This is a genomic window from Allochromatium vinosum DSM 180, assembly GCF_000025485.1.
Classification (GTDB): domain Bacteria; phylum Pseudomonadota; class Gammaproteobacteria; order Chromatiales; family Chromatiaceae; genus Thermochromatium; species Thermochromatium vinosum.
Genome location: NC_013851.1, coordinates 201,603 through 223,435, shown reverse-complemented (window position 1 = coordinate 223,435; position 21,833 = coordinate 201,603). Strand labels below are relative to the sequence as shown.

The 21,833-nt window shown below is 66.4% G+C and carries 18 protein-coding genes; 6 read left to right on the top strand and 12 right to left on the bottom strand.

The window, feature by feature from the left end; translation table 11 throughout:
• Positions 1-17: 17 nt before the first annotated feature.
• Both ALVIN_RS01040 and ALVIN_RS18260 read right to left on the bottom strand, forming a co-directional pair.
• On the bottom strand, positions 18-1,703 hold the full coding sequence (locus ALVIN_RS01040) for a polysaccharide biosynthesis/export family protein (protein WP_012969450.1): 1,686 nt from the start codon (positions 1,701-1,703) through the stop codon (positions 18-20).
• On the bottom strand, positions 1,700-2,038 hold the full coding sequence (locus tag ALVIN_RS18260) for a DVU3141 family protein (RefSeq protein ID WP_223295281.1): 339 nt from the start codon (positions 2,036-2,038) through the stop codon (positions 1,700-1,702). Before ALVIN_RS18260 ends, ALVIN_RS01040 begins: the two co-directional genes overlap by 4 nt.
• Positions 2,039-2,479: 441 nt before the next feature.
• Between ALVIN_RS18260 and ALVIN_RS01030 the strand changes: the two genes are divergently transcribed.
• Entirely contained in the window at positions 2,480-3,763 is a 1,284-nt protein-coding gene (locus ALVIN_RS01030; RefSeq protein WP_223295240.1) for a capsule biosynthesis protein, read from the top strand.
• Between the two features lie 34 nt (positions 3,764-3,797).
• Here ALVIN_RS01030 and ALVIN_RS01025 read toward each other — a convergent pair whose 3' ends face one another.
• The 8 genes from ALVIN_RS01025 to gshB form a co-directional block, all read right to left on the bottom strand.
• Positions 3,798-5,084 carry a dihydroorotase gene (locus tag ALVIN_RS01025; protein WP_012969447.1) on the bottom strand — a complete coding sequence of 429 codons (1,287 nt, stop codon included), beginning with the start codon at positions 5,082-5,084 and terminating at the stop codon, positions 3,798-3,800.
• The gene (locus ALVIN_RS01020; protein WP_012969446.1) at positions 5,077-6,075 is read right to left on the bottom strand and encodes an aspartate carbamoyltransferase catalytic subunit; all 999 of its coding nucleotides are present in this window, start codon (positions 6,073-6,075) and stop codon (positions 5,077-5,079) included. Before ALVIN_RS01020 ends, ALVIN_RS01025 begins: the two co-directional genes overlap by 8 nt.
• 39 nt (positions 6,076-6,114) lie before the next feature.
• A complete protein-coding gene (gene pyrR, locus ALVIN_RS01015) occupies positions 6,115-6,654 on the bottom strand; it encodes a bifunctional pyr operon transcriptional regulator/uracil phosphoribosyltransferase PyrR (RefSeq protein WP_012969445.1) in 540 nt (179 codons plus the stop codon).
• The gene (ruvX, locus tag ALVIN_RS01010) at positions 6,641-7,051 is read right to left on the bottom strand and encodes a Holliday junction resolvase RuvX (RefSeq protein ID WP_190275528.1); all 411 of its coding nucleotides are present in this window, start codon (positions 7,049-7,051) and stop codon (positions 6,641-6,643) included. Before ruvX ends, pyrR begins: the two co-directional genes overlap by 14 nt.
• 13 nt (positions 7,052-7,064) lie before the next feature.
• On the bottom strand, positions 7,065-7,628 hold the full coding sequence (locus ALVIN_RS01005) for a YqgE/AlgH family protein (RefSeq protein WP_012969443.1): 564 nt from the start codon (positions 7,626-7,628) through the stop codon (positions 7,065-7,067).
• 139 nt (positions 7,629-7,767) lie between these two features.
• On the bottom strand, positions 7,768-8,778 hold the full coding sequence (locus ALVIN_RS16395) for an energy transducer TonB (RefSeq protein ID WP_012969442.1): 1,011 nt from the start codon (positions 8,776-8,778) through the stop codon (positions 7,768-7,770).
• Positions 8,775-9,878: an FAD:protein FMN transferase gene (locus tag ALVIN_RS00995; RefSeq protein WP_012969441.1), complete on the bottom strand. Its 1,104-nt coding sequence runs from the start codon at positions 9,876-9,878 to the stop codon at positions 8,775-8,777. The genes ALVIN_RS16395 and ALVIN_RS00995 overlap by 4 nt, the downstream gene beginning before the upstream one ends.
• An 82-nt stretch (positions 9,879-9,960) precedes the next feature.
• The gene (gshB, locus tag ALVIN_RS00990) at positions 9,961-10,932 is read right to left on the bottom strand and encodes a glutathione synthase (RefSeq protein ID WP_012969440.1); all 972 of its coding nucleotides are present in this window, start codon (positions 10,930-10,932) and stop codon (positions 9,961-9,963) included.
• A gap of 244 nt (positions 10,933-11,176) precedes the next feature.
• Here gshB and ALVIN_RS00985 point away from each other — a divergent pair, with 244 nt between their 5' ends.
• The 5 genes from ALVIN_RS00985 to ALVIN_RS00965 all read left to right on the top strand — a co-directional run bounded on the left by ALVIN_RS00985 (position 11,177) and on the right by ALVIN_RS00965 (position 20,560).
• Positions 11,177-11,587, top strand: a complete 411-nt coding sequence (locus ALVIN_RS00985; RefSeq protein WP_012969439.1) for a response regulator — start codon at positions 11,177-11,179, stop codon at positions 11,585-11,587.
• A 111-nt stretch (positions 11,588-11,698) separates the two neighbouring features.
• Complete coding sequence (locus tag ALVIN_RS00980) at positions 11,699-12,148, top strand: response regulator (RefSeq protein WP_012969438.1); 450 nt, start codon at positions 11,699-11,701, stop codon at positions 12,146-12,148.
• Positions 12,141-12,743 (top strand): chemotaxis protein CheW, encoded by a 603-nt coding sequence (locus ALVIN_RS00975; RefSeq protein WP_012969437.1) that lies wholly within the window; start codon positions 12,141-12,143, stop codon positions 12,741-12,743. The genes ALVIN_RS00980 and ALVIN_RS00975 overlap by 8 nt, the downstream gene beginning before the upstream one ends.
• A 92-nt stretch (positions 12,744-12,835) precedes the next feature.
• On the top strand, positions 12,836-14,881 hold the full coding sequence (locus tag ALVIN_RS00970) for a methyl-accepting chemotaxis protein (RefSeq protein WP_012969436.1): 2,046 nt from the start codon (positions 12,836-12,838) through the stop codon (positions 14,879-14,881).
• A gap of 30 nt (positions 14,882-14,911) precedes the next feature.
• Complete coding sequence (locus tag ALVIN_RS00965) at positions 14,912-20,560, top strand: hybrid sensor histidine kinase/response regulator (protein WP_012969435.1); 5,649 nt, start codon at positions 14,912-14,914, stop codon at positions 20,558-20,560.
• 16 nt (positions 20,561-20,576) lie between these two features.
• Here ALVIN_RS00965 and ALVIN_RS00960 read toward each other — a convergent pair whose 3' ends face one another.
• On the bottom strand, positions 20,577-21,323 hold the full coding sequence (locus ALVIN_RS00960) for a 16S rRNA (uracil(1498)-N(3))-methyltransferase (RefSeq protein ID WP_012969434.1): 747 nt from the start codon (positions 21,321-21,323) through the stop codon (positions 20,577-20,579).
• A 22-nt stretch (positions 21,324-21,345) separates the two neighbouring features.
• Positions 21,346-21,738, bottom strand: coding sequence for a DUF423 domain-containing protein (locus ALVIN_RS00955; protein ID WP_012969433.1), 393 nt, complete (start codon positions 21,736-21,738; stop codon positions 21,346-21,348).
• Between the last annotated feature and the right edge of the window lie 95 nt (positions 21,739-21,833).

Sequence of the window (21,833 nt, the reverse complement as noted above, 5' to 3'; positions counted from 1 at the left end):
CACAGCCGGCGCATTGCTCAGAGATCCAGCGCCACCTTGGTGGCCACGGCGATCTGATAGACGATCTGCGACAGCGTCTTGGCCAACTCGAGATTCTTGGTCGGGATCTCGGGCAGGATCAGTATCTCGTCGCCGGGTCTGAGCTGCGCCTTGTCGGCCGCCACAACCTCACCACTCTGACGCGCCAGCAGGATGTCGCGCTTATTGGCGCGATCCGTGAAGCCGCCGGCACGCTCGATATAATCGTCGACGCCCTGACGATCCTGATACACCATCGCCTGCGGCACCAGCACTTCACCCGTGACGAAGACCGAGTCCGAGCGATTCGGAATCGTGATGACATCGCCATCCTGCAGGGTGGTATCGCGCACCTGTCCGCTCTCGGCCACCACCAGTCGTCCACTGGGTTCGAGCTGGCGGGCGCGATTGACGAAGTCCTGGATCAGCTTGGCCTCTTCGACCCGGATCTTGCTTTCGTCGACCGTGGACGAAGACGCTCCCAGATAGGCGGTTTCGAGCCGCTTGAGGCTTTCGTCGAGCGATTCACGCTGGCGCTGCGCCACACTCTTGCGTCGAATCGAAACGCTGTCGACATCGGCCAGCTGCGGATCGACCGGAATGCTGTCGAGCAGTTCCATCAGACGTGCGTCACGAGGGACGGTGAAACGCGATGGACCACTGAAGCTGCCCTCGACCTGTACCACGATGGTCTCGTGTCGCTGATCGATCGAGAACAGCAGCTCGTCACCGTCCTGGAGCCAGTGTGCCCCCAGGTCGTCGAACGGCAGATAGGACGAATAGGGTCCGGCATCACGCACGCCGGTCAGGAGCACATGCGAGACGCCCGGTTTGAGCTGGACCCACTGCATCAGATCAGCGACCGATTGCGTGCGGGCCGTCAGCTCATAGCGGTAGGGCTGGACGACATCGCCCGAGACCGTCACCATAGTCCCCTGACGCCCGACGACGATGGTATCGCCATCTTCGAGCTGCGGCTGCGGAAGGAGACCATCGAGCAGGAAGGGGTAGAGGTCGATCTCGGCGATTGGACGACGGTTACGCAGCACGCGCACGTCCCGAAAGCTACCGGCCTCGATATCGATACCACCGGCCTGATCGAGATAGTTCAGCACCGAATCGCTCGGCGCACCCGAATAACGTCCGGGTTTCTTGACGAACCCCGTGACGAATACCGCCACCGGCTGCACGCCCTGCAGACTGGTATAGACCGAGACGTTGTCCGTATAGACTTGTTTGATCGCGCGGGTCACGACGTCATTCAATCCAGCGGACGTTACGCCCTTGACCTGAACCGGACCGACGTCGGGAATGAAGATATTGCCCTGCGCGTCGACGGGCAGCATGAGATCGACTTCGAGCGCGCCCCAGGCACGAACCGTAACCTGATCGCCAGGCATGATGCGATAACCCGGATTGAGCTCAGACACGCGCCTGGCGCTGAAACCGCCAGCAAACAAACTGGAGCCAAAGGGCTGAATGTCATCGACCCGTGATGGCCCCAACAATGTCGATGGAATATTGCTGGTCAGCGGGGTCTGCACGCGCTGATCGTCCGGCACATCGACCTTGGCTGAGATACCCTGTGCGCCGACGGTCGGCACGAGCACGAACAGCAGCCAGAGACCAACCAGGAGCCGACCAGGACGCTCGAACGAATTGAGACAGTGAAGCAACGCAATCATCGACGCTCATTCCAGGCCGGAAGCGACGTAGACTGATTCAGAACGGGACGCCCGCCGATCTGCAGGAGTCGCACAGGAACCCAGTCTTTATCTTTCTTGGGGTGTTGGCACGCAAGCGCTGGGTAGGATTGGCCCTCTGGATCGACCGTCAGACGACGACAGTTACGCCCGCTGGCCGCCGCATAGGTTTCGTGCAGCAATACCTGGACGCTCGATCCCCAGGGACTGTTGGACAGTGTGACCAGTGTATTGGTCGGTTCGTGACCGAGTAGTTGGCTGAATGAGACACTGTCGACCGTCTGGCCCTCAGCGACCTTGGTCGATTCGCCAAGCATCAGATCAGACCATTGCGCGCACCCGGCAAGGAATGTCGCGCACATCAGGAGGACGACACGGAGCATGCGTTCAATACCCTAGTTGCAACGAAGCGATATATCTTCGGCCCATCGAACGCCCGCCACACCATCCCGTATCCACAGTAAGGGCTGGCATGATACCAGTAACAACGTCCTCGAACCAGATGACCCTGAGATACCGTGATCGGCACCGCGAACACTCGGCTCAGCCCAGCCCAGCCCAGCCCAGCCCGAAGCATGTATGACAACCCGTGCATATCTGTAGTATTCTGCGCCACATAAAAAGCGCGCAACATTCGCCGCAACCCGTTGGTCATGATCAGACTGTATCCAATTTGACACATCATTGGATTACTAAAGAGGACAACGTCCATGCTATCAGCCTTCACGGGAAGACGCGTGTTGCTGCTGCAAGGCCCTATGGGTCCATTCTTCACCCGTCTGCGACGTGACCTGGAGGCAGCGGGCGCCAAGGTCTTCAAGATCAACTTCTGTCCAGGCGACCAGCTCTTCTACCCAACCGGCGCGGTCGATTTCCGAGGCACGCTCGACGAATGGCCAACCTTCCTCAGCCAGTTCGTCGCTCAACACGCCATCGACACTGTCATGCTCTTCGGCGACTGCCGGCACTATCACATCGTGGTACCGCATGTGGTGCGCTGGCGTCATGTGGCGCTCTATGTCTTCGAGGAAGGCTATCTGCGCCCGGATTTCATCACCATCGAGCGCGGTGGAGCCAACAACTTCTCCTCGTTGCCGCGTGATCCGGACTTCTATCGCACTCAGGTGCCGCCGCTCGCCGAGCGACCCGATCCGCTACCAGTCAAACACGCCTTCTCGCGCACGGCCCTCTTCGCGGTTCTCTACGCCCTCGCCAATGCGCTGCTCGGATGGCGTTATCCGAATTATCGTCATCACCGTTCGCTCGAACCGTTCAGTCAAGCGTATTACTGGCTGCTCTCCGGCTGGCGCAAGTTTTGGTTCGGCCAGCGGGAGCGCGGTCTGGCGCGCCTGCTGTTCGAACCACTCGCAAAGCGCTTCTTCCTGGCGCCGCTCCAGACCCACAACGACGCTCAGCTCAGTGTTCATTCGCACTACTCGACCATTGAGGAATTCATCGAAGACACAATGATCTCGTTCGCGCGCGCCGCCGCTCCCGAGCATCATCTGGTCTTCAAGCACCATCCGCTCGATCGTGGCTATCGTGACTACACCGATTTTCTACGCCGAATGATCATCAAGCACGGCCTGGAAGGGCGGGTGCACTATGTCCATGACGTACATCTGCCGACCCTGCTCGACAAGGCACTGGGCACCGTTGTCATCAACAGCACCGTGGGCTTGTCCTCGCTTCTGCACGGTACGCCGGTCTGCGTGATGGGTGATCCCATCTACAACATTCCAGGATTGACCTTTCAGGGGTCACTGGATGCGTTCTGGTCGACTCCAGGGACGGTCGACCGCGAGCTATACCGGCGCTTTCGGACATGGCTGCTGTTGCAGAATCAGGCCAATGGCAACTTCTATCGCCGCCTGAGCACCCTGACCAACCACTCGGGCATGGCCTGGCCGCCGGCCCTGGGGCTGCCGGACGTGGCTTCAGAACCCGTCATGCAGGAGTGTCCGACACGATTGGCCGTAATGCCTCCGTCCCATGGCGGCGGAGAACTGCGCCCGATGGCTCGGGCCAGCACCGAATTCTAAGCCTACCCCCCCACCTCCGGATGGCTTCGAGCCCTCAACGTTCGAAGACGATCCGCCCCCCGAGCAGCGTCCAGCTCACCCGTCCGCGCAATTCACGGCCCATGAAGGGCGTGTTGCGCCCCTGACTGATCCAGGTGTCCGGCGACAGCGTCCAGACTGCCTCGGGATCGAAGACACAGAGATCCGCGGCGGCACCGGGCGCGAGGCGGCCCAGGTCGCGCTCCAGGATGGCGGCCGGCCCGACCGTGAGCCGCTCGATCATGCCCATGAGATCCAGCACGCCATCCGCGACCAGCCGCAGCGCCAGCGGTAGCACGGTCTCCAGACCCGAGAGTCCGGGCGCGGTCTCAGGGAAGGGACCGAGCTTGGCATCTGGGTCGTGCGGCTGATGATCCGAACAGACCGCCGTCAGCACGCCCTCGGCCAGCGCATCGCGTAGCGCATCGCGATCGGCGGGCGTGCGCAGCGGCGGGACGAGATGGCAGTTGGCATCGAAATGCTCCAGATCGTGCTCGCTGAGGAAGAGCTGATGCAGTGCCACGTCTCCGCTCGCCCGCACCCCCCGCGCGCGCGCCTCGGCCAGCATCTCGACCCCGCGCGCGGTCGACAGACCGCGGAAGTGGATGCGCGCCCCGGTCTGCTCAGCGAGCGCCAGATCGCGCGCCACGGCCACGGTCTCGGCCGCCTCGGGGATGCCGGGCAACCCGAGTCGGGTGCCGACGATACCCTCATGCGCACACCCGCCGGCACTCAGCTCGGGATCGAGCGGCAGCAGGAACACCGGCAGTCCGAAGGTCGCGGCATATTCGAGCGCGCGGCGCTGTACCTGGGTGTCGCGGATCGGTCGATCGGCCTGACCGAGCGCCGGACAGCCGGCGAGCTTGAGCGCCGCCATCTCGGTGATGGACTGGCCCTCCAGTCCTACGGTCATGGCCCCGATCGGCAGCACGCGCGTCAGACCGTGACGCTTGGAGATCTGATGGATCAGCCGCGCCACCGCCGGGTTGTCGATGACCGGGCGGGTGTCGGGCGGACAGCAGAGCGTGGTGACGCCCGAAGCCGCCGCCGCGCGCCCCTCGCTGGCGATGGTCGCCTTCTGTTCGAGACCGGGTTCGCGCACCCGCGCGCAGAGATCGACGAAGCCCGGACAGACCACCTGCCCGCGCGCATCCAGCGTGCGGTCGGGCTGAAAGCCGCTGGGCGCGGCGCCGATGGCCAGCACCCGGCCCTCGGCGAGATGGATGTCGGCGACGGCATCGTGCCCGCTGGCCGGATCGATGAGCCGTCCGTGACGAATGCTGAGACGGGGTGCATTAAGCATGGGTCGCTTCTTCCTGACTCTGGCTGCCGAGATGCTGATTGCCGAGACACATGGACATCACCGCCATGCGTACCGCGATACCGTTCGTCACCTGCTCCAGGATCACCGAGCGGCGCCCGTCGGCGACCTGCGAGTCCATCTCGACCCCGCGATTGATCGGCCCCGGATGCATGACGATAGCCTCGGGCTTGGCCGTCGCAAGCCGCTCCTCGGTCAGTCCGAAGAGCTGGAAGTATTCGTGCTCGCTCGGCAGGAGCGCGCTGTTCATGCGCTCGCGCTGGATACGCAGCATGATGACCACGTCGGCGTCGCGCACACCCTCGCTCAGATCGTGATAGGCCGTGACCCCGAAGGCTTCCTCGACCCGTGTAGGCAGCAGGGTGCGCGGGGCGATGACGCGCACGTCGGGCACGCCGAGCGTCCTGAGCGCGAGCATCTGCGAGCGCGCCACGCGCGAGTGCAGGATGTCACCGACGATGGCCACGCTCAGCTGGTCGAAGTCCGGCTTGTGGCGGCGGATGGTGAGCATGTCGAGCATGGCCTGGGTCGGATGCGCGTGGCGTCCGTCACCGGCGTTGACGATGCTCACGTGCGGCGCGGCATGGGCGGCCATGAAGTGCGCGGTGCCGCTTTCGGCATGGCGCACGACGAACATGTCGACGTGCATGGCCTCCAGGTTGCGCAGGGTGTCGAGCAGGGTCTCACCCTTGGCCGTGGACGAGGTCGAGATGTTGAGATTGAGCACGTCGGCCGAGAGCCGTTTGGCGGCCAGCTCGAAGGTGGTGCGGGTGCGGGTGCTGGTCTCGAAGAACAGATTGGCCACGACCTTGCCGCGACACAGCGGCACCTTCTTGACCGCCTGCTGGGCCACGCCGAGAAAACCCTCGGCCTGATCGAGGATCTCGGTCAGGAGTTCACGGCTCAGTCCGTCGATGGTGAGGAAGTGCTTGAGCCGGCCGTGGGCGTCGAGCTGTGGATTGGGCGTCGTCATGGTATTTCAATACGGATGGATGGGCTGAGCCGGACTGTGTCAGCGAATCGGATTCGCGCCCCGGCGGGCGCGCAGCATGAGCAACGGCTCGGGTCCGCTGAGCTTGATCTGTTCGTCGGCGCCGAAACCGGCCTCGAAACCGGCGACATCGGCGGCGATCGGCAGCTCGCGTCCGTCGCGCTCGAGCAGCACCGCCAGCGTCACCGAGGCCGGCCGGCCATAGTCGAACAGCACATTGTGCGCGGCCCGGATGGTGCGTCCGCTCTGGAGCACGTCGTCGACCAGGATCAGATGCCGGTCGTCGACTCCGACCGGCAGATAGGACGGGCGCACCTGCGGATGCATGCCGACCCGGCTGAAATCGTCGCGATAAAAGGAGATGTCCAGATGCCCCAGCGGCTCGGCCAGCCCCAGCCGCGCGTGCAGCCGCTCGGCGACCCAGACCCCGCCGGTGTGGATGCCGATCATGAGCGGACGCTCGATACCCCGGCGCTCCAGACGCTCGCGCAGCCGCTCGGTCATGGTGTCGATGGCCGCCTCGATCTCGGCGGCATCCTTCCAGATGTCAGACTTGCTCACAGAGCCAGGTTTCCAGGATCAGGGCCGCCGCGAGCGCGTCCACGGCTTCCAGCGTGGGCGTGCGCCGATCGCGTTCGGCGAGTTGACGATGGGCCTCGCGCGAGGTCAGACGCTCGTCGACCAGATGCACGGGCAGACGATAGCGTCCTTCGAGCTGGCGGGCGAAGCGGTGCACGCGCGGCGACCACGCGACCTCCGTGTCGTCCATCTGGAACGGCAGGCCGACGACCAGCGCACTCGGTTGCCACTCGCGGATCAGCGCCTCGATGCGCGTCCAGTCCGGCTTCTCGCCCTGGCTGCGCAAGGTGGTCAGGGGCGTGGCCGAGCGGGTGATCGTCTGGCCCACGGCCACGCCGATCTTGCGCGGGCCGAAGTCGAATCCGAGCAGCGTCATGATCGATCCGGGCGCGTCAAGCGTGCCCGGCCTCGCCGCTCATGAGGTTCAGATCCACGCCGAGCAGCTGGGCGGCCGCCATCCAGCGCGCGCTCGGGTCCATGCGGAAGATGATCTCGTCGCTCGCCGGGCCGTTGAGCCAGGCGTTGGCGCTCATCTCCTGTTCGAGCTGACCGCTGCCCCAGCCGGCATAGCCGAGCGCGATCAGCACCTGATCCGGTCCCTCACCGCCGGCGATGGCCTCCAGGATGTCGCGCGAGGTGGTGACGCTGATGTCGGGCGTGATGCTGAGCGTGGAGTCGTAGCTGTAGCCGGCCGTATGCAGCACGAAGCCGCGGTCGGTCTGGACCGGACCGCCCTGATAGATGGGTGTCTCCGTCACGCCGGGACGCACGGCCGGGATGTCGAGCTGCGCCAGGAGCGCGCCGAGCGTCACGTCCAGCGGACGATTGATCACGATGCCCATGGCCCCCTGCTCCGTGTGCTCACAGATATAGGTGACCGTGCGCGCGAAGTTGGGGTCTTGCAGACCCGGCATCGCGATCAGGAGATGGTTGGTCAATGAAGTACTGAAAGGCATGGGCGTTAGTATCCTGATCGGCTCATGATGAGGCAAGCGCAACGAGCCATCCTTGGGACGCGGACCGCTTCCGTTCGGTCCCGGCTCGATATGAGGATAATACGGCCGATTGGCGCTCCTGTCCCATCCAGGCGCGCGCTCACCGTTCCCATCCGAGCACGTCACCGCGCATGAACTGCCAGGTGCGCACGATGTCGAGCACATCGGTCTCGGCGGCGATGTCGGGCGGAAAGGGCGAGAAGGGCGCGGCCAGCTCGACGATCCGGATCGCAGCCTGATCGAGCAGATCGAAGCCGGAGGAGCGCACCACGCGGATGTTCTCCAGGCTGCCGTCGGCGCGCACGGCCACGTGCAGGATGAGACTGCCATAGAGACGCTGATCGCGCGCCGCCTGCGGATAGTTGAGATTGCCGATGCGCTCGACCTTCTGCGCCCAGGCCGCCAGATAGCTGGCGTAGCGGAACTCGCGCGTGCTGGCGCTGATCGACTTGCGCCGCGCGCGCTTGGAGCCGCCGGCGGCACTGGCCGTCTGGCTGGACGTCAGACGCGCGACCTCCAAGCCCTGGCTGGCGAGGATCTGAGCCGCGTCGACGACCGTCTGGCGCGGCGTGAGCGGGTCGACCTCCGGCCTGGGCGGAGCCTCGGCCTCGGTGGCCAGGATCGGCGCGGTGGGCGGCTCCCTCAACGGCAGTGTCATGGCGTCCGGACGGGCCAGAGGATCGTCGTGCGGCGGCACCTCGGTCGGTGTGGATGCGGTCGCCGGCTCCGGAGTCACCGTCCGGAGGTCGGCGTCGCCGGCCGGTGCCTCCGTCTGCGCGCGCGTATCGGAGGACGCCTCGGGTGCCTCGCCGAAGGTCGGGATCGCCGCGTCGCCGAGCGGTGCCTGACCGACCTGATCGCGCTGCGCCAGCGCCGCCTCGGAGGCGCGATTCGGCACGCCGGCGCCGATGTCTTTGAGCAAGACCACCTCCATCGCCGATTCGGGTGGCGGCCCCGGCTCGGGCCACACGAAGGAGACGGCCAGGATCAGTAGCAGATGCAGCCAGCCGGCCCCGGCCAGGGCGGCGACGAAGGGCGTGCTCGGCACCCTGGTGCCCTGGATGACCAGTTCACGCGGCCGTTCCAGCGTCCTGATACCGGTGGCGGTCATGGCCGTCGCCCGTCTTGCGCCACGGGCGCCGGCCATTCGGGTTCGACGATCGCGACCGGCTCGTCGGCATCGACCCGTTCGAGACGTTCGGCCATCGCCGGTGTCAGGTGCAGACGCCCCTCGGCGTCGACGAGCAGCGCCTGCTGCACACCCAGACGCCCGGCCAGGCGCCGCCAATCCGTGGGGCCGGCGATGAAGAGCGCCCGAGCCGCCGCCGCCGCATATGTGGTCTCCGCGCTCAGGACCGTGACCGAACGCGCTCCGGTGGCCGGCCGGCCCGTACGCGGATCGAGGACGGCGTGATAGAGCCGGCCGCGATCCGTGAAGGAGCGATCGTGCTCGGCCACCGTCGCCATGGCTTCGTCACCGCGCAGCGGCACGATCGCCAGCACCGCCGAACCGCTGGGTCGCAGCACGGGAACGCGCCAGGGCTGACCGCTGCGCTCACCGAGCACGCGCAGCTCGCTGCCGGCCTGGACGAGCGCATTGCGCACGCCCAGATCCTTGAGATGCCGGATCGCCAGGTCGATGGCCTGTGCCCTGGCGATGGGAGTCAGGTCGAGACTCAGGGTCGGGTTACTCCCGCGCAGGGTCAGCCCCTCGATCGTGATCGCCGACATGGACGGCGCGGCGGCGACCAGATCTGAGATCCGCTCGCGCTCCGGCGGATGACGGCTGGCGGTGGTCGCTGTGTCGAACCCCCAGAGTCGCACGAGCCGTCCGATGCTCAGATTGACCAGCCCCTCGCTCTCGGATTCCAGCGTCTGACCGAGCCGGACCAGACGCAGAACGGACGGCGGCGGCACGAAGGGATCACCCTGGGCCAGCAGACGGTTCACGCGCTCCATGGCTTCGCCATCGCTCGCCCAGTCCCGCTCCAGACAGGCGAAGTCCTGGGCGACGAGCGTGGCGGCCCGCTCGGCCTGATCACGGGTGACAGCGACCAGACTCACATCCACCGGCGTCTCGAAGGCCGTGAAGCGCGAGAGCATGACCGGCGCCTTGTCGCGACAGCCGGTGAGTGTCAGCGACAGCACGAGCAGCAGCGTACAGGCGCGCGCCAGTCGGACCAAGGTCGAGGGGGACAGCACAAACCCCATGATGATGGCTCCCAGGTTGAACCTCGTGCGCGCGCCCCGTCTCCGATGACACGCCTGGTTTCAAGGACACCCCGGATGGGCGTCAATGCTCGGAGCGATCCGCGCGCTCGCCCAACCGGACCGCGATGCAATCCATGAGATCACCCGCGATGTCCAGGTCATAGGCCGCGTCCAGTTCGCGAATACAGGTCGGGCTGGTGACATTGATCTCGGTGAGGTAGTCGCCGATCACATCCAGTCCGGCAAAGAGGATACCGCGCGCACGCAGTTCGGGGCCGACCTGTTCGGCGATCCAGCGGTCGCGCGCGCTCAGTGGCCGCGCCTCGGCCGAAGCGCCGGCGGCCAGGTTGCCGCGCGTCTCGCCGGGGGCCGGGATGCGCGCCAGACAATAGGGCACGGGCTCGCCGTCGACCATGAGGATACGCTTGTCTCCGGTCTCGATCTCGGGGATGAAGCGCTGGACCATGCAGAAGGTCCGGCCATGCTGGGTCAGGGTTTCGATGACGACGCTCAGGTTGGGATCGTCCGGGCGCAGACGAAAGATCGAGGCTCCGCCCATGCCGTGCAACGGCTTGATCACGATCTCGCCGTGCTCGGCCTGGAAGGCGCGGATGTCGCGCGCCTGGCGTGTGACGAGCGTCGGCGGCGCGCACTGTGGAAAAACGGCGGTGAAGACCTTTTCGTTGGCGTCGCGCAGACTGCGTGGATCGTTGACGACCAGACAGCCGGCCTGCTGGGCGCGTTCGAGCAGATAGGTCGTGTAGACGTATTCCATGTCGAAGGGCGGGTCTTTGCGCATCAGCAGCGTATCGAGCCAGTCGAGCGGCCGCTCGACTTCCTCACCGAGCCGGAACCAGCCGAGCGGATCGTCGACGACCTCGACGGCACGCATCCGCGCCATGGCCTGACCGTCGAGCAGTGACAGATCGCCGACCTCCATGTACCAGAGCGACCAGCCGCGTCTTTGGGCGGCGAGCAGCATGGCGAAGGTGCTATCCTTCTTGATCCGGATGGAACCGATCGGGTCCATCACGAAGCCGATTCGAATATTCATAAACCCCGCCTTAGAGTGAAAAACCGGCCTAAAGTGAAAAACCGAGTCGAGTCGCTTGCATGGGAGGACGCTTGACCCTAGCATCCCAGTCCATTCTAGGCATCAGGAATCCCCGCCCGCGTGCGGGAACTCCAGCATCGATGACCACGGCGCCCAGTTTCGAGAACCTCGATGGTCCAGGTCCAGCCGCCCTCCTCCAGACGGCCCGGACACACATCGGGCCATATCCTCACCAGGAGTCGGCATGCCGGACGAACTAGATCTGCGCGGCACCAGGATTCTGGTCGTCGACGACAGCAAGACCATTCGCCGCAGCGCCGAAGTCCTGCTCACCAAGGCCGGCTGCGAGGTGCAACTGGCCGAAGACGGCTTCGAGGCACTCGGCAAGGTCGTCAGCTTCAAGCCCGATCTGGTCTTCGTCGACATCATGATGCCACGGCTCGACGGCTATCACACCTGCGCCCTGATCAAGAACAACCCCCAGCTCCGGGACACGCCCGTGGTGATGCTCTCGAGCAAGGACGGTCTCTTCGATCGCGCCAAGGGACGTCTGGTCGGCGCACGGCTCTATCTCGCCAAGCCCTTCACCGCCGACGAGTTGATCGGCGCGGTGCGCGCCAGTCTGAGTCCGGCTCCGTCCACGGAGTCGCCCTGAAGCGGACGCCAGTGCCATGAGCCGACCCCCGAGCCACTCAGCCATGCCAGCGTTCGATCCCAAGCGCGATCGTTGCGCGAGGATATCAAGCACTCGAGTCCCGAGCACGCCATGAGACGTTTCCAAGACAAACTGAATCCGCACCGGGATCTGGGCGCCGCCGCGACGACCCTGGAGACGCCCCCGACCGTCCTGATCGTCGATGACTCGCCGACCGAGACCCACATCCTCTCGACCACGCTGAAGAAGGCCGGCTATCAGGTCGAGACGGCCTGTAACGGCGAGGAAGGCGTCGCGCGCGCGCGGGCGCTTCGCCCGGATCTCATCCTCATGGACGTCATCATGCCGGTTCTCAACGGCTACCAGGCCACCCGTCTGCTGAGGCGCGATGCCGAGACCGCCGACATCCCCATCATCATGGTGACGACCAAGGATCTGCAGACCGACCGCACCTGGGGGTTGCGCCAGGGCGCAACGGATTATCTGACCAAGCCGGTCGACCGCCAGCTCCTGCTAGAACGCATCCGTGAACTCCTGGACGGTCCGGCGAGCCATGGCTAAGAACCAGCGCACCCGCACGGATCTGCACGAGCTGATCCAGAAGCTCGACGCACGCTGCCGCGCCCGCGCCGCCGGGCTGCCCGACGAGGCCCGCCCGCCGGACAGCTGGACCGCCGTACTGTTCCGGGTCGACAGACAACTCCTGCTCGCGCCGCTCGAACAGATCGCCGAGGTGCTGGAGTTGCCCTGGGAGATCACGCGCGTTCCCGGCACCAAACCCTGGCTGCTCGGCGTGGCCAACAACCGTGGCACGCTCCTGCCCATCTATGACCTGGCGTCCCTGATCACGGGCACCCCGCCACGGATTCGCAAACGCTTTCAGGACGGCGCCGCCGAGCGTCGGCGCGAGCACGTCCGGGGCCGCGAGCGCGTACTGGTCGTGCGGCAGGACGATCTGCCCTGCGGCCTGGTGGTCTCCGAGGCCGTAGGCATGCGCTATATCCAGAACAGCGACCGGGTCGCCGGGAACGTCGATGGCTGGGGAGCGATCGGCCGCTATGTCGAGACGGCCTATCGGCTCGACGGTCAACCACTGCCGGTGATCGAGCTGACGGCCATGATGGCCGATCCGCTACTCAACGCCGCGCTCACCTGATCCCGGCAACATAATCTTAAGCAGTCGAACCCTGTCGGTTCCGACATCCAGACGATCGGGTCGACCTGGGTTTATCGAGGAGTCGGTACGAGATGGCGACACGCTTCAAACTCAATCTTGGCAAGCCCGCGCTGGATGGATCGCATCTGCTGATCGCGATCGCCTTTGGGTTCTGCGCCCTGTTCTTCGCGATCCTGGCGCTGTTCAGCTATCTCGAACTGGCCCAGCTCGACGAGCTGAAAGCGCGTCAGGGCTTCATCGCCGCCGAGCAGAAGATCCTGGCCCAGCAGTTGATGCGCTCGGCGCACGAGGCCACGACCGGCGAGGCCGAGACACTCGACCGTCTGCGCCGCGAGCGCCAGCGCTTCCAGGCCACGCTGGTGGATCTGACCCAGAGCATCGAGGAATCCGCCAAGCAGGAGGCGACCAGTCTGCTGCGCGCCGATCTGCGCAAGATCGAGCAGTCCTGGACGCCGCTCGCCCAGGGTCTCGACGCCATCCTGGCCGCGCGCGAGCCGATCCTGGCGGTACGCAAGCTGATGGGTGAGTCCCGCGAGCAACTCCCGCGTCTGCGCGAGACCATGACCAAGGTGGCCAAGCGACTCGCCGCCGAGGATGCCGCGCCCGCCCTGGTGCTGGAGGCCGGATTCCAGCTCTCGCGGCTGGAGCGGCTGGAGTCGGCGCTGGACCGCTATCTGCTCGGCGGCGTCGCCGCCGGTCAGGCACTCGACGAGACCGTCAAGTCGAGCGAGGCGTTTGCCGAGGGACTCTCGACCCTGATCTCCGGTGTGCGCGGACACAGCGAAGCCGCCGGATCGCGCGCAGCGCTCGAAGAGATGACCGAGCAGTTCGCCACGCTCGAGACCCGCTCGACCGAGATCCTGCGGCGCCTGGACGGCGTGCGCGCGGCCATCGGGCAACTGCCGGGCATCCAGACGACCGCCGGGGGCGTCGAGTCGGCCCTGTCGGAGCTGCTGACCCACTCTCGCGAGGCCGGACGGCGTTTCATCCTGCTCGGCCTGCCGATCGGCACGGGCGCGGTGCTCGTGTTCGCGGCCCTGTCGCTCCTGAGCCTCGCCGCCCTGGTCCTGATCTTCCTGCGCGACTCCAAGGCCCGCGAGGCGGCCTACCGGGCGCAGACCGAACGTGACGAGCGCGCCATCCTGCGTCTCCTCGACGAGCTGGGCGACCTGGCCGACGGCGATCTCACGGTCGAGGCCACAGTCACGGAGGACAAGACCGGCGCCATCGCCGACGCCTTCAACTATGCCATCGAGGCGCTGCGCGCACTGGTGGCCACCATCAACCAGACGGCGACCCAGGTCGCCGGTTCGGCCCAGGAGAGCCGCGCCATCTCGCTGCGGCTGGCCGAGGCCAGCAGTGCGCAGTCGCTCCAGATCACTCAGGCCTCGGCCGCCGTGCAGTCGCTGACGGTGCAGATCGACGAGGTGGCGCGCAACGCCGGTGAGTCGGCCGAGGTCGCCTCGCGCTCGGTCGAGGTCGCCGGACGCGGCGCCCAGACGGTGCGCGACACCATCCAGGGCATGGACGCCATCCGCGAGCAGATCCAGGAGACCTCCAAGCGCATCAAGCGGCTGGGCGAGTCCTCGCAGGAGATCGGCGAGATCGTCGAACTCATCGACGACATCGCCGACCAGACCAACATCCTGGCCCTGAACGCCGCCATGCAGGCGGCCATGGCCGGCGAGGCCGGGCGTGGCTTCGCGGTGGTCGCCGACGAGGTGCAGCGTCTGGCCGAGCGCTCGCGCAACGCCACCAAGCAGATCGAGGTGCTGGTGCGCACCATCCAGGCCGACACCAACGAGGCCGTCAGTTCGATGGAGGCCAGTACGGCCGGCGTGGTCGAGGGCGCGCATCTGGCCGAGAACGCCGGCGAGGCCCTGCGCGAGATCGAGAACGTCTCGGCCTACATCGCCGAGCTGACCAAGCGCATCGCCGACTCCTCGCAGCGTCAGTCGCGCCAGTCGGCCGAGATCAACGACACGGTGCAGGCCATCCGCGCGATCACCGAAGAGAACACCGACGGCACGCGCAAGGCCGCCGAATCGGTCGAGGTACTGGCCAGTCTGGCCAGCGACCTGCAGAAATCGGTGGCCGGCTTCCGGTTGCCGGCGTGATCGGCGGATTTCATCGCGAGGGATGAGCCAATGGCGGACAAACAGCTGATTGGCGGCCTGAAATGGGTCAAGGGCGAGATCGGCGCCACCCTGCGCCCGGTCCGCGATCTGATCGAGGCCGGCGCCGATTTCGATGTCGAGACCGAACTGGACTCCGTGCTCAAAGCCTTGAGTCAGATCCAGGGCGTGCTGCTGGCCCTGCGCCTGACGACGCCCGCGCGCCTGGTCGAGGAGATGCACCGGCTCGCCGAATGTCTCGAAGAGACCGAACCCGAACACTATCCCGAGGCCACCGTCGTCCTGGGGCAGGCGCTCGATCAGCTGGCCAACCATCTCGACCGGCTGGACGCCGGATTCGAGGAACCACCGCTGAGCCTGTGGTCGATCATCAACGCCCTGCGCTCGGCCCGGGATCAGCTCCCGCTGACCCGCTCGGAGTTGCTGCGGTTTGCGATCTCCGATCAGGACGGCCGTTCGCAATGGATTCCCGAGGAGCTCGACATCCTGGCCGAGGTCATCCGTCAGGTCCGTCCCCAGTTCCATCGTCATCTGGTCGGCTGGTACCGCAACGACACCGAGGCCCTCATTCAGCTCGGGCGGATCTTCCACCAGCTCCACGACTACCTCAAGGACGGAACCCTCACCGATCTCTTCGGACTCGCCGAGCTCTTCACGGCGGCGCTCCAGGACGGCCGGCTCGAATCCAGCCCGCATGCGCGGACCCTCATGGGGCATATGGACTGGGCGCTCAAGCCGCTGACCCAGCGCCCCCCCGTCTGGCCCGAGGTCGATGCCAGGGCACTGATCGAACAGTTGCTCGACATCCTGATCGCGGCCGGTATCGAGGACGACGCGCTCACCGAAGCGCGGATGAACTATGGTCCGGCGCCCGCCGTGCCGATCGAAGCCGAGACTCAGGCCACGCTGGAGGCCGAGGCGGCGCTCGCCGGACTGGCGGGCGAGCTCGTCACCGAACTCACGGATCTCAAGGCGACCTTCGATCGGCTCACGCTCGCCGAGCACACCGATCAGGATCTGATCCAGGGCTTCAGCGATCGTCTGCGCCGACTGGCCACGCGACTCGACGAGGTCGAGGTCGGCAATCTGCCGGCACGCCTGCGGGCGCTCGCCGATCGTTTCCAGACACTCGACGCGACCGATCTCAAGGGACAGGCCGCGCGTCTCGAATCCTACGCAATGGAGTTGCTGGGGATCGAATCCGTGCTACTGGCCCTGGCCGACCGGCGTGACGCGGGCGCCGAGCGGCTCATTGCGCCCGATATGGATCTATCGGACCTGACCGCCGCCACGCTCCGCGAGGCCGGCTACGAGCTGTCGCGGGTCAAGGAGGCCATCGCCGACTGGCAGAGCGACCCCGAGTCCCGCGAGATCCTGAGTCCCATCGAGGGCTACCTGACGGGTGTGTCGGGCGCGCTGCGCATCCTGGGCGAGAGTCCGGCCGCCGACCTGGCCGAGCTGGTCGCGAGCCTGGTGCAGACGGCCTATGTGCGCCACCAGCGTCTCCCGACCGACACCCAGATCGACCACCTGGCCGACGCCATCGCCGGACTGGAGCTCTATATCGGCCATCTGCAACAGCCGATGCCGCTCGGCGAGACCCTGATCGACCGGGCCGGGCGCGGCATCTCGGCGCTCCAGGCCGAACTGGGCGCATTGGGCGAGCCCCCCCTCGCCTCCAGGGCGCTGGAGGCCGACGCGACGCCCGAGCCGGAACTCGAACTCCCGTCCGAACCGGAGTCCGAATCCGCACATCCGGCCGACGAGCTGGATCTGGAATCGGATGACGGCGAGACCGAATTCCTGGACATCTTCCTGGAAGAGGCACGCGAGGAGATCGACTCGGCCCGCACCCAGTTGGCGCGCTGGCAGTCCGATCCGTCCGATGCGGACGCACTGGCTACGCTGCGCCGCAGTTTCCACACGCTCAAGGGCAGCGGACGGCTGGTCGGCGCGCTCCAGGTCGGTGATTTCGCTCAAGCCATAGAGTTCCTGCTCAACCGGCTCATCGAGACGGCGTCCAGTCCCTCCACCGAGATCCTGGACTGCATCGCCGAGGCCGTGCGCGTCCTGCCCGAGCTGGTCGAGTCCGAAGCCGAGGGGCACCCATTCGACATCGAACCCCATGTCGTGCGTGCGACCCGGCTGCGCGAGGGCATCGGTGCCGAGAGTCCGTCGGAACCCCAGCCATCCGTCGAACGCCAGCCGGAAGAGTCACCCGCCGAAGCCGCTTCCCCGGTCGCGGAGGTCGGGACGTCGGCACCCGTCGAGGAGAGCCTCGACCACGACAGCCTGTTTGCCGCCGATTCGGAACTGCTCGACATCTTCCACACCGAGACACTGGAACATCTGAGCGTCGTGCGTGCCTTCCTGGAGGGCGACGAATCCGGCGGCGAGCGGCCGCTCTATGAGTCGATCGAACGCGCGCTCCATACCCTGACCGGCAGCGCCCGCATGTCGGGCATCGAATCCATCGCGCGCGTCACCAAAGCCATGGAGCTGTGCATCAAGCCCAGGCGCACGAGCGGCGAACCCTTGAGCGAGCCGCTCGTCACACTCTTCCGGCGCGCGGCCGAGGCCATCGAGCAGCGGGTCGAGGAACTGCCCGAATCGGGCGCCGGCGCGGCCGCCCTCGCCGCCCTCTGGTCTGAACTGAACTCACCGGCGCTCCAGACGCCGGAACCGGAGCACGGATCAGCCGTCGAGGTCGAACCACCGGAACCCGGAACGCCGGACCTCGCGCCACTCGAACTGGAACTGGATGTCGCCTTCGAGGACGAGGACTCGCCCGAATCCTTCGCGGCCATCGACGAGCACGCGCCGGAATCATTCGTCGAGCTGGAAGAACCGCTCCAGCTCGATGCGCCGATCGCGGCGGAGGCGTCCGAGCTGGAACTCACACTGGAAGCCGAGCCAAGTCCAGCCGAAGCGCTCCCGATCGCAGACATCGAAGCGGCCCTGGAACCGGAGTCCGAGCTCGAATCCGAGCCGGAGCCAACGCCGGAACCAGAGCTGGAGCCTGAGATCGAGCTGGAGCCTGAGATCGAGCTGGAGCCCTTGCCCGAACTCGAACCGGAGACGGCCCGAACCGATGTGCTGGAGGCCATGCGGGAAGAACCTGAGCCGGACAGGGATTCCACAGGGATCGACATCGAGGAGACGGACTCGGCACATACCGAGACACCCCAGCCGCCTGCCCCGGTGGTGGAACAGCCGCCTAAGTCGGAGCCGGAGCGCGAGTTAGAGGTAATGCCGGAGCCTGCACCTGCGGAGATCCAGGCCGCGCCCGACCCCGAATTGGCCGCGCTCTTCCTGGAGGACGCGCGCGACCTGCTCGACAAGCTGGATCGTCAGTTCCGCGACTGGCTGCTCGCCCCCCAGGACAGCGCCGCGCTCGCCGGTGTCAACCGGCTGCTGCACACGCTCAAGGGCAGCGCCCGCCTGACCGGACTGCCGGCGATCGGCGACCTCAGCCATGCGCTCGAGACCCGGCTCAAGGCGCTCGACGAAGACCAGACGGGCATCAACGATCTCACGCTCGAACTGGCCCAGCGCGCCGTCGACATGCTCTCGCTCCAGGTCGACGCACTCGAACAGGGTGCGGCCATCCCGCGCATGGCCGAGCTCGTCACCGAGCTGTCGCGCGCACCGCATGGTGAGCCGACGACCGAAGCCGCCACGCCCGAGGTCGCCCTGATGCGCCCGGCGGAGACGGCCGAACCCGGTGCGCCGGCACCCATGGATCATCCGCTCCCGACACCCGCCGCCGCCCCGGCCGAAGCCGCCCCCCGCGAGGGAGCCGGGGCCATCGCCGCCGTCCCGCAAATCCGGGTGCGCTCCGACCTGCTCAACCGTCTGGTCAACCATGCCGGCGAGATCAGCATCTATCGCGGTCGCCTGACCCAGCGCAACGGCCAGCTCGGCTTCGGACTGGGCGAACTCGACCAGACCGTGGTGCGGCTGCGCGAGCAACTGCGCCAGCTCGAGATCGAGACCCAGGCTCAGATCCTGAACCGCTTCGAGCGTAGCGGTGAGTCCTCGGAGCGTGCCGAGACCGCCTCGGACTACGACGCCGAGTTCGATCCGCTGGAGTTCGACCGTTTCTCGCGTCTCCAGCAGCTTTCAGGATCGCTCGCCGAGACCGTCAACGACCTCATCAGCGTCAAGGAGATGCTGGCCGGCTATCAGCGTGAGATGACCGATCTGCTGACCCAGCAGGCACGCCTGGCCGACGACTTGCAGGATGGGTTGCTGCGCACGCGGCTGGTGCCCTTCGTGCAGGTGGTGCCGCGACTGCATCGTCTGGTACGCCAGACCGCCGACAGTCTCGGCAAGTCGGCGCGACTGGAGGTCATCGGCCCCGAGGTCGAACTCGATCGCACCATCCTCGACCGGCTGGTCGCGCCGCTCGAACATCTGCTGCGCAATGCCGTCGATCACGGACTGGAGGACACCAAGACGCGCGTGGCACGCGGCAAACCCGCAACCGGCATGGTGACACTGGCGCTGCGACGCGAAGGCAACGATGCCGTCATCAGTCTGGGCGACGACGGCAAGGGCCTGGATCTGGAGGCCATCCGCAAGCAGGCCATCGCGCGCGGCCTGATGACAGCCGAGTCCAAACTCCCGGACGAGGCCATCCTGCAATTCATCATGGAACCGGGCTTCACCACTTCGGGCAAGGTCACGCAGATCTCGGGGCGCGGCGTGGGTCTGGACGTGGTCGCCTCCGAGATCAAGGCGGCCAACGGCACCATGAATCTGGAATCGGTGCCCGGCAAGGGGGCGCGCTTCACCATCCGTCTGCCGCTGACCCTGGCCATCATCGACGCCTTCCTGGTCTCGGTCGGCGACACCGTCTATGCCGTGCCCCACAGCACGGTCGAAGGACTGGCGCGCATCAATCGTGAAGAGTTGCTGGCCATCTATGCCGATCCGAGCAAGACCTATACGGCACGCGGTCATCGCTATCGCGTCGCCTATCTGGGACAGGCGCTGGAGGCGAACGGGCCGGAACCGGAACTCGGCGAACGGCGCTGGCTGCCGGTGTTGCTGGCGCGTATCGGCGATCAGCGCGTGGCCCTGCAGGCCGATACCCTGCTGGAGAGCCAGCGCATCCTGGTCAAGCCGTTGGGACCGCAGTTGACGGGTGTGCGCTGGTTGAGCGGCGGGACCATCCTGCCGGATGGGCGGGTTGCGCTCATCCTCGACGCGCTGGCGCTGGTGCGCTCGGGGGCCATTCGCGAACAGGCGCCGGTGCTGATCGCACCCGAGCCGGCCAGCGAATCGGTCTGCGTCATGGTGGTGGACGACTCGCTGACCGTGCGCCGTGTCACCAGCCGTCTGCTGCGCCGGCAGAACATGGAGGTCTTGACCGCGAAGGATGGCGTCGAGGCGCTGACACTGCTCGACGAGCGGATTCCGGACGTGGTGCTGCTCGACGTCGAGATGCCGCGTATGGACGGCTATGAACTCACGCGCCACATCCGGCGTTCGGAGCGGCTCAGGAATCTGCCGATCATCATGATCACCTCGCGCACCGGGGCCAAGCATCGCGACTATGCCACCCAGCTCGGCGTGAACCGCTATCTGGGCAAGCCCTACCAGGAGTCGCAGCTGCTCGATGAGATCGGCGCCCTGATCGGCAAGAAGTCGGGCTGAAGCACGGAATCCGGACTCAGGGATCGCGGAAGTCGCCCCAGAGCGCCTGGATCACGGCGATGGCGGCCAGTGGAGCGGTCTCGGTGCGCAGGATGCGCGGGCCGAGGCGCACACCCTGAAAACCGTGGCGCCGCGCCGCTTCACGCTCGCGCGGATCGAGGCCGCCTTCCGGTCCGATCAACAGCGTCAGACCAGATTCGGGGGCGGGCAGCGCGGGAAGCGCCCGCTCGGCGAGCGGATCGAGCAGTAGTCCGCCCGCGAAGCCGTCCCCGTGCGCCGTCTCCAGCCAGGCCTCCAGACCGCCTGCCGGCTCCAGCGTCGGCAAGCGCCTGCGTCCCGATTGCTCGCACGCGGCGACGACCACGCCCTGCCAGTGCTCCAGCCGCTTGTCGAGCCGTGCCCCATCGAGCCGCACCTGAGCGCGGCGGGTGAAGAGCGGCGTGATCCGGGTCACACCCAGTTCGACGGCCTTCTGGATCGCGAAGTCCATGCGCTCGCCCTTGGAGATCCCGAGCGCCAGATGGATGTCGAGCCTGGATTCCAGCTCCGGATCGCCGCGCGATTCGACCAGGACGCGCACGCGATCGCGTCCCGGCTCGACCAGACAGGCCGAATAGTCATGCCCATCGCCATTGAAGAGTACCAAGGGTGCATCGCGTTCGAGTCGCAGTACCTGCACCGCATGACGGGCCTGGGCGCTCGGCAGGTCGATCTCGGCACCGGGCCGCAGATCGAGGTCGACATGTAGACGGGTCAGGCGCATGACATGTGCTCGCGTTCCAGACTCAGGCCGAAGGGCCGGCCAGGCGCGCCGCGCCGACGGCCAGCAACGCCCAGGCGAGGACGAGGATCACACCGCCGATGGGCGTGATCATGCCCAGTTGACGCAGACCGGTGAGCGTCATCACGAACAGACTGCCGCTGAACAGACAGACGCCGACCGCGAAGGCCAGCGCCGACCAGTGCAGCAGGCTCGATTCGGGCCGGTGCAGCAAGGCCAGACCGCAGGCCAGGATCGCCAGGGCATGCAGCCCCAGATAATTGGCCGCTGTCTGCCAGTTGGCCAGGAGCGCCGGATCGACCCGGCCCTTGAGTCCATGTGCGCCAAAGGCGCCGAGCGCCACCGTCAGCAGACCGCCGACGGCGCCGAGTGTCATCCAGATCGATGCGGGAGGCATGTGTTTCCTCGCTGAGAGAGTCGAAAGTCGCCGTCCAGGCGGCATTCTGCAACAACCTGATGTCGATGACGAGAATCGGGTTTCCGGTTGCGTCG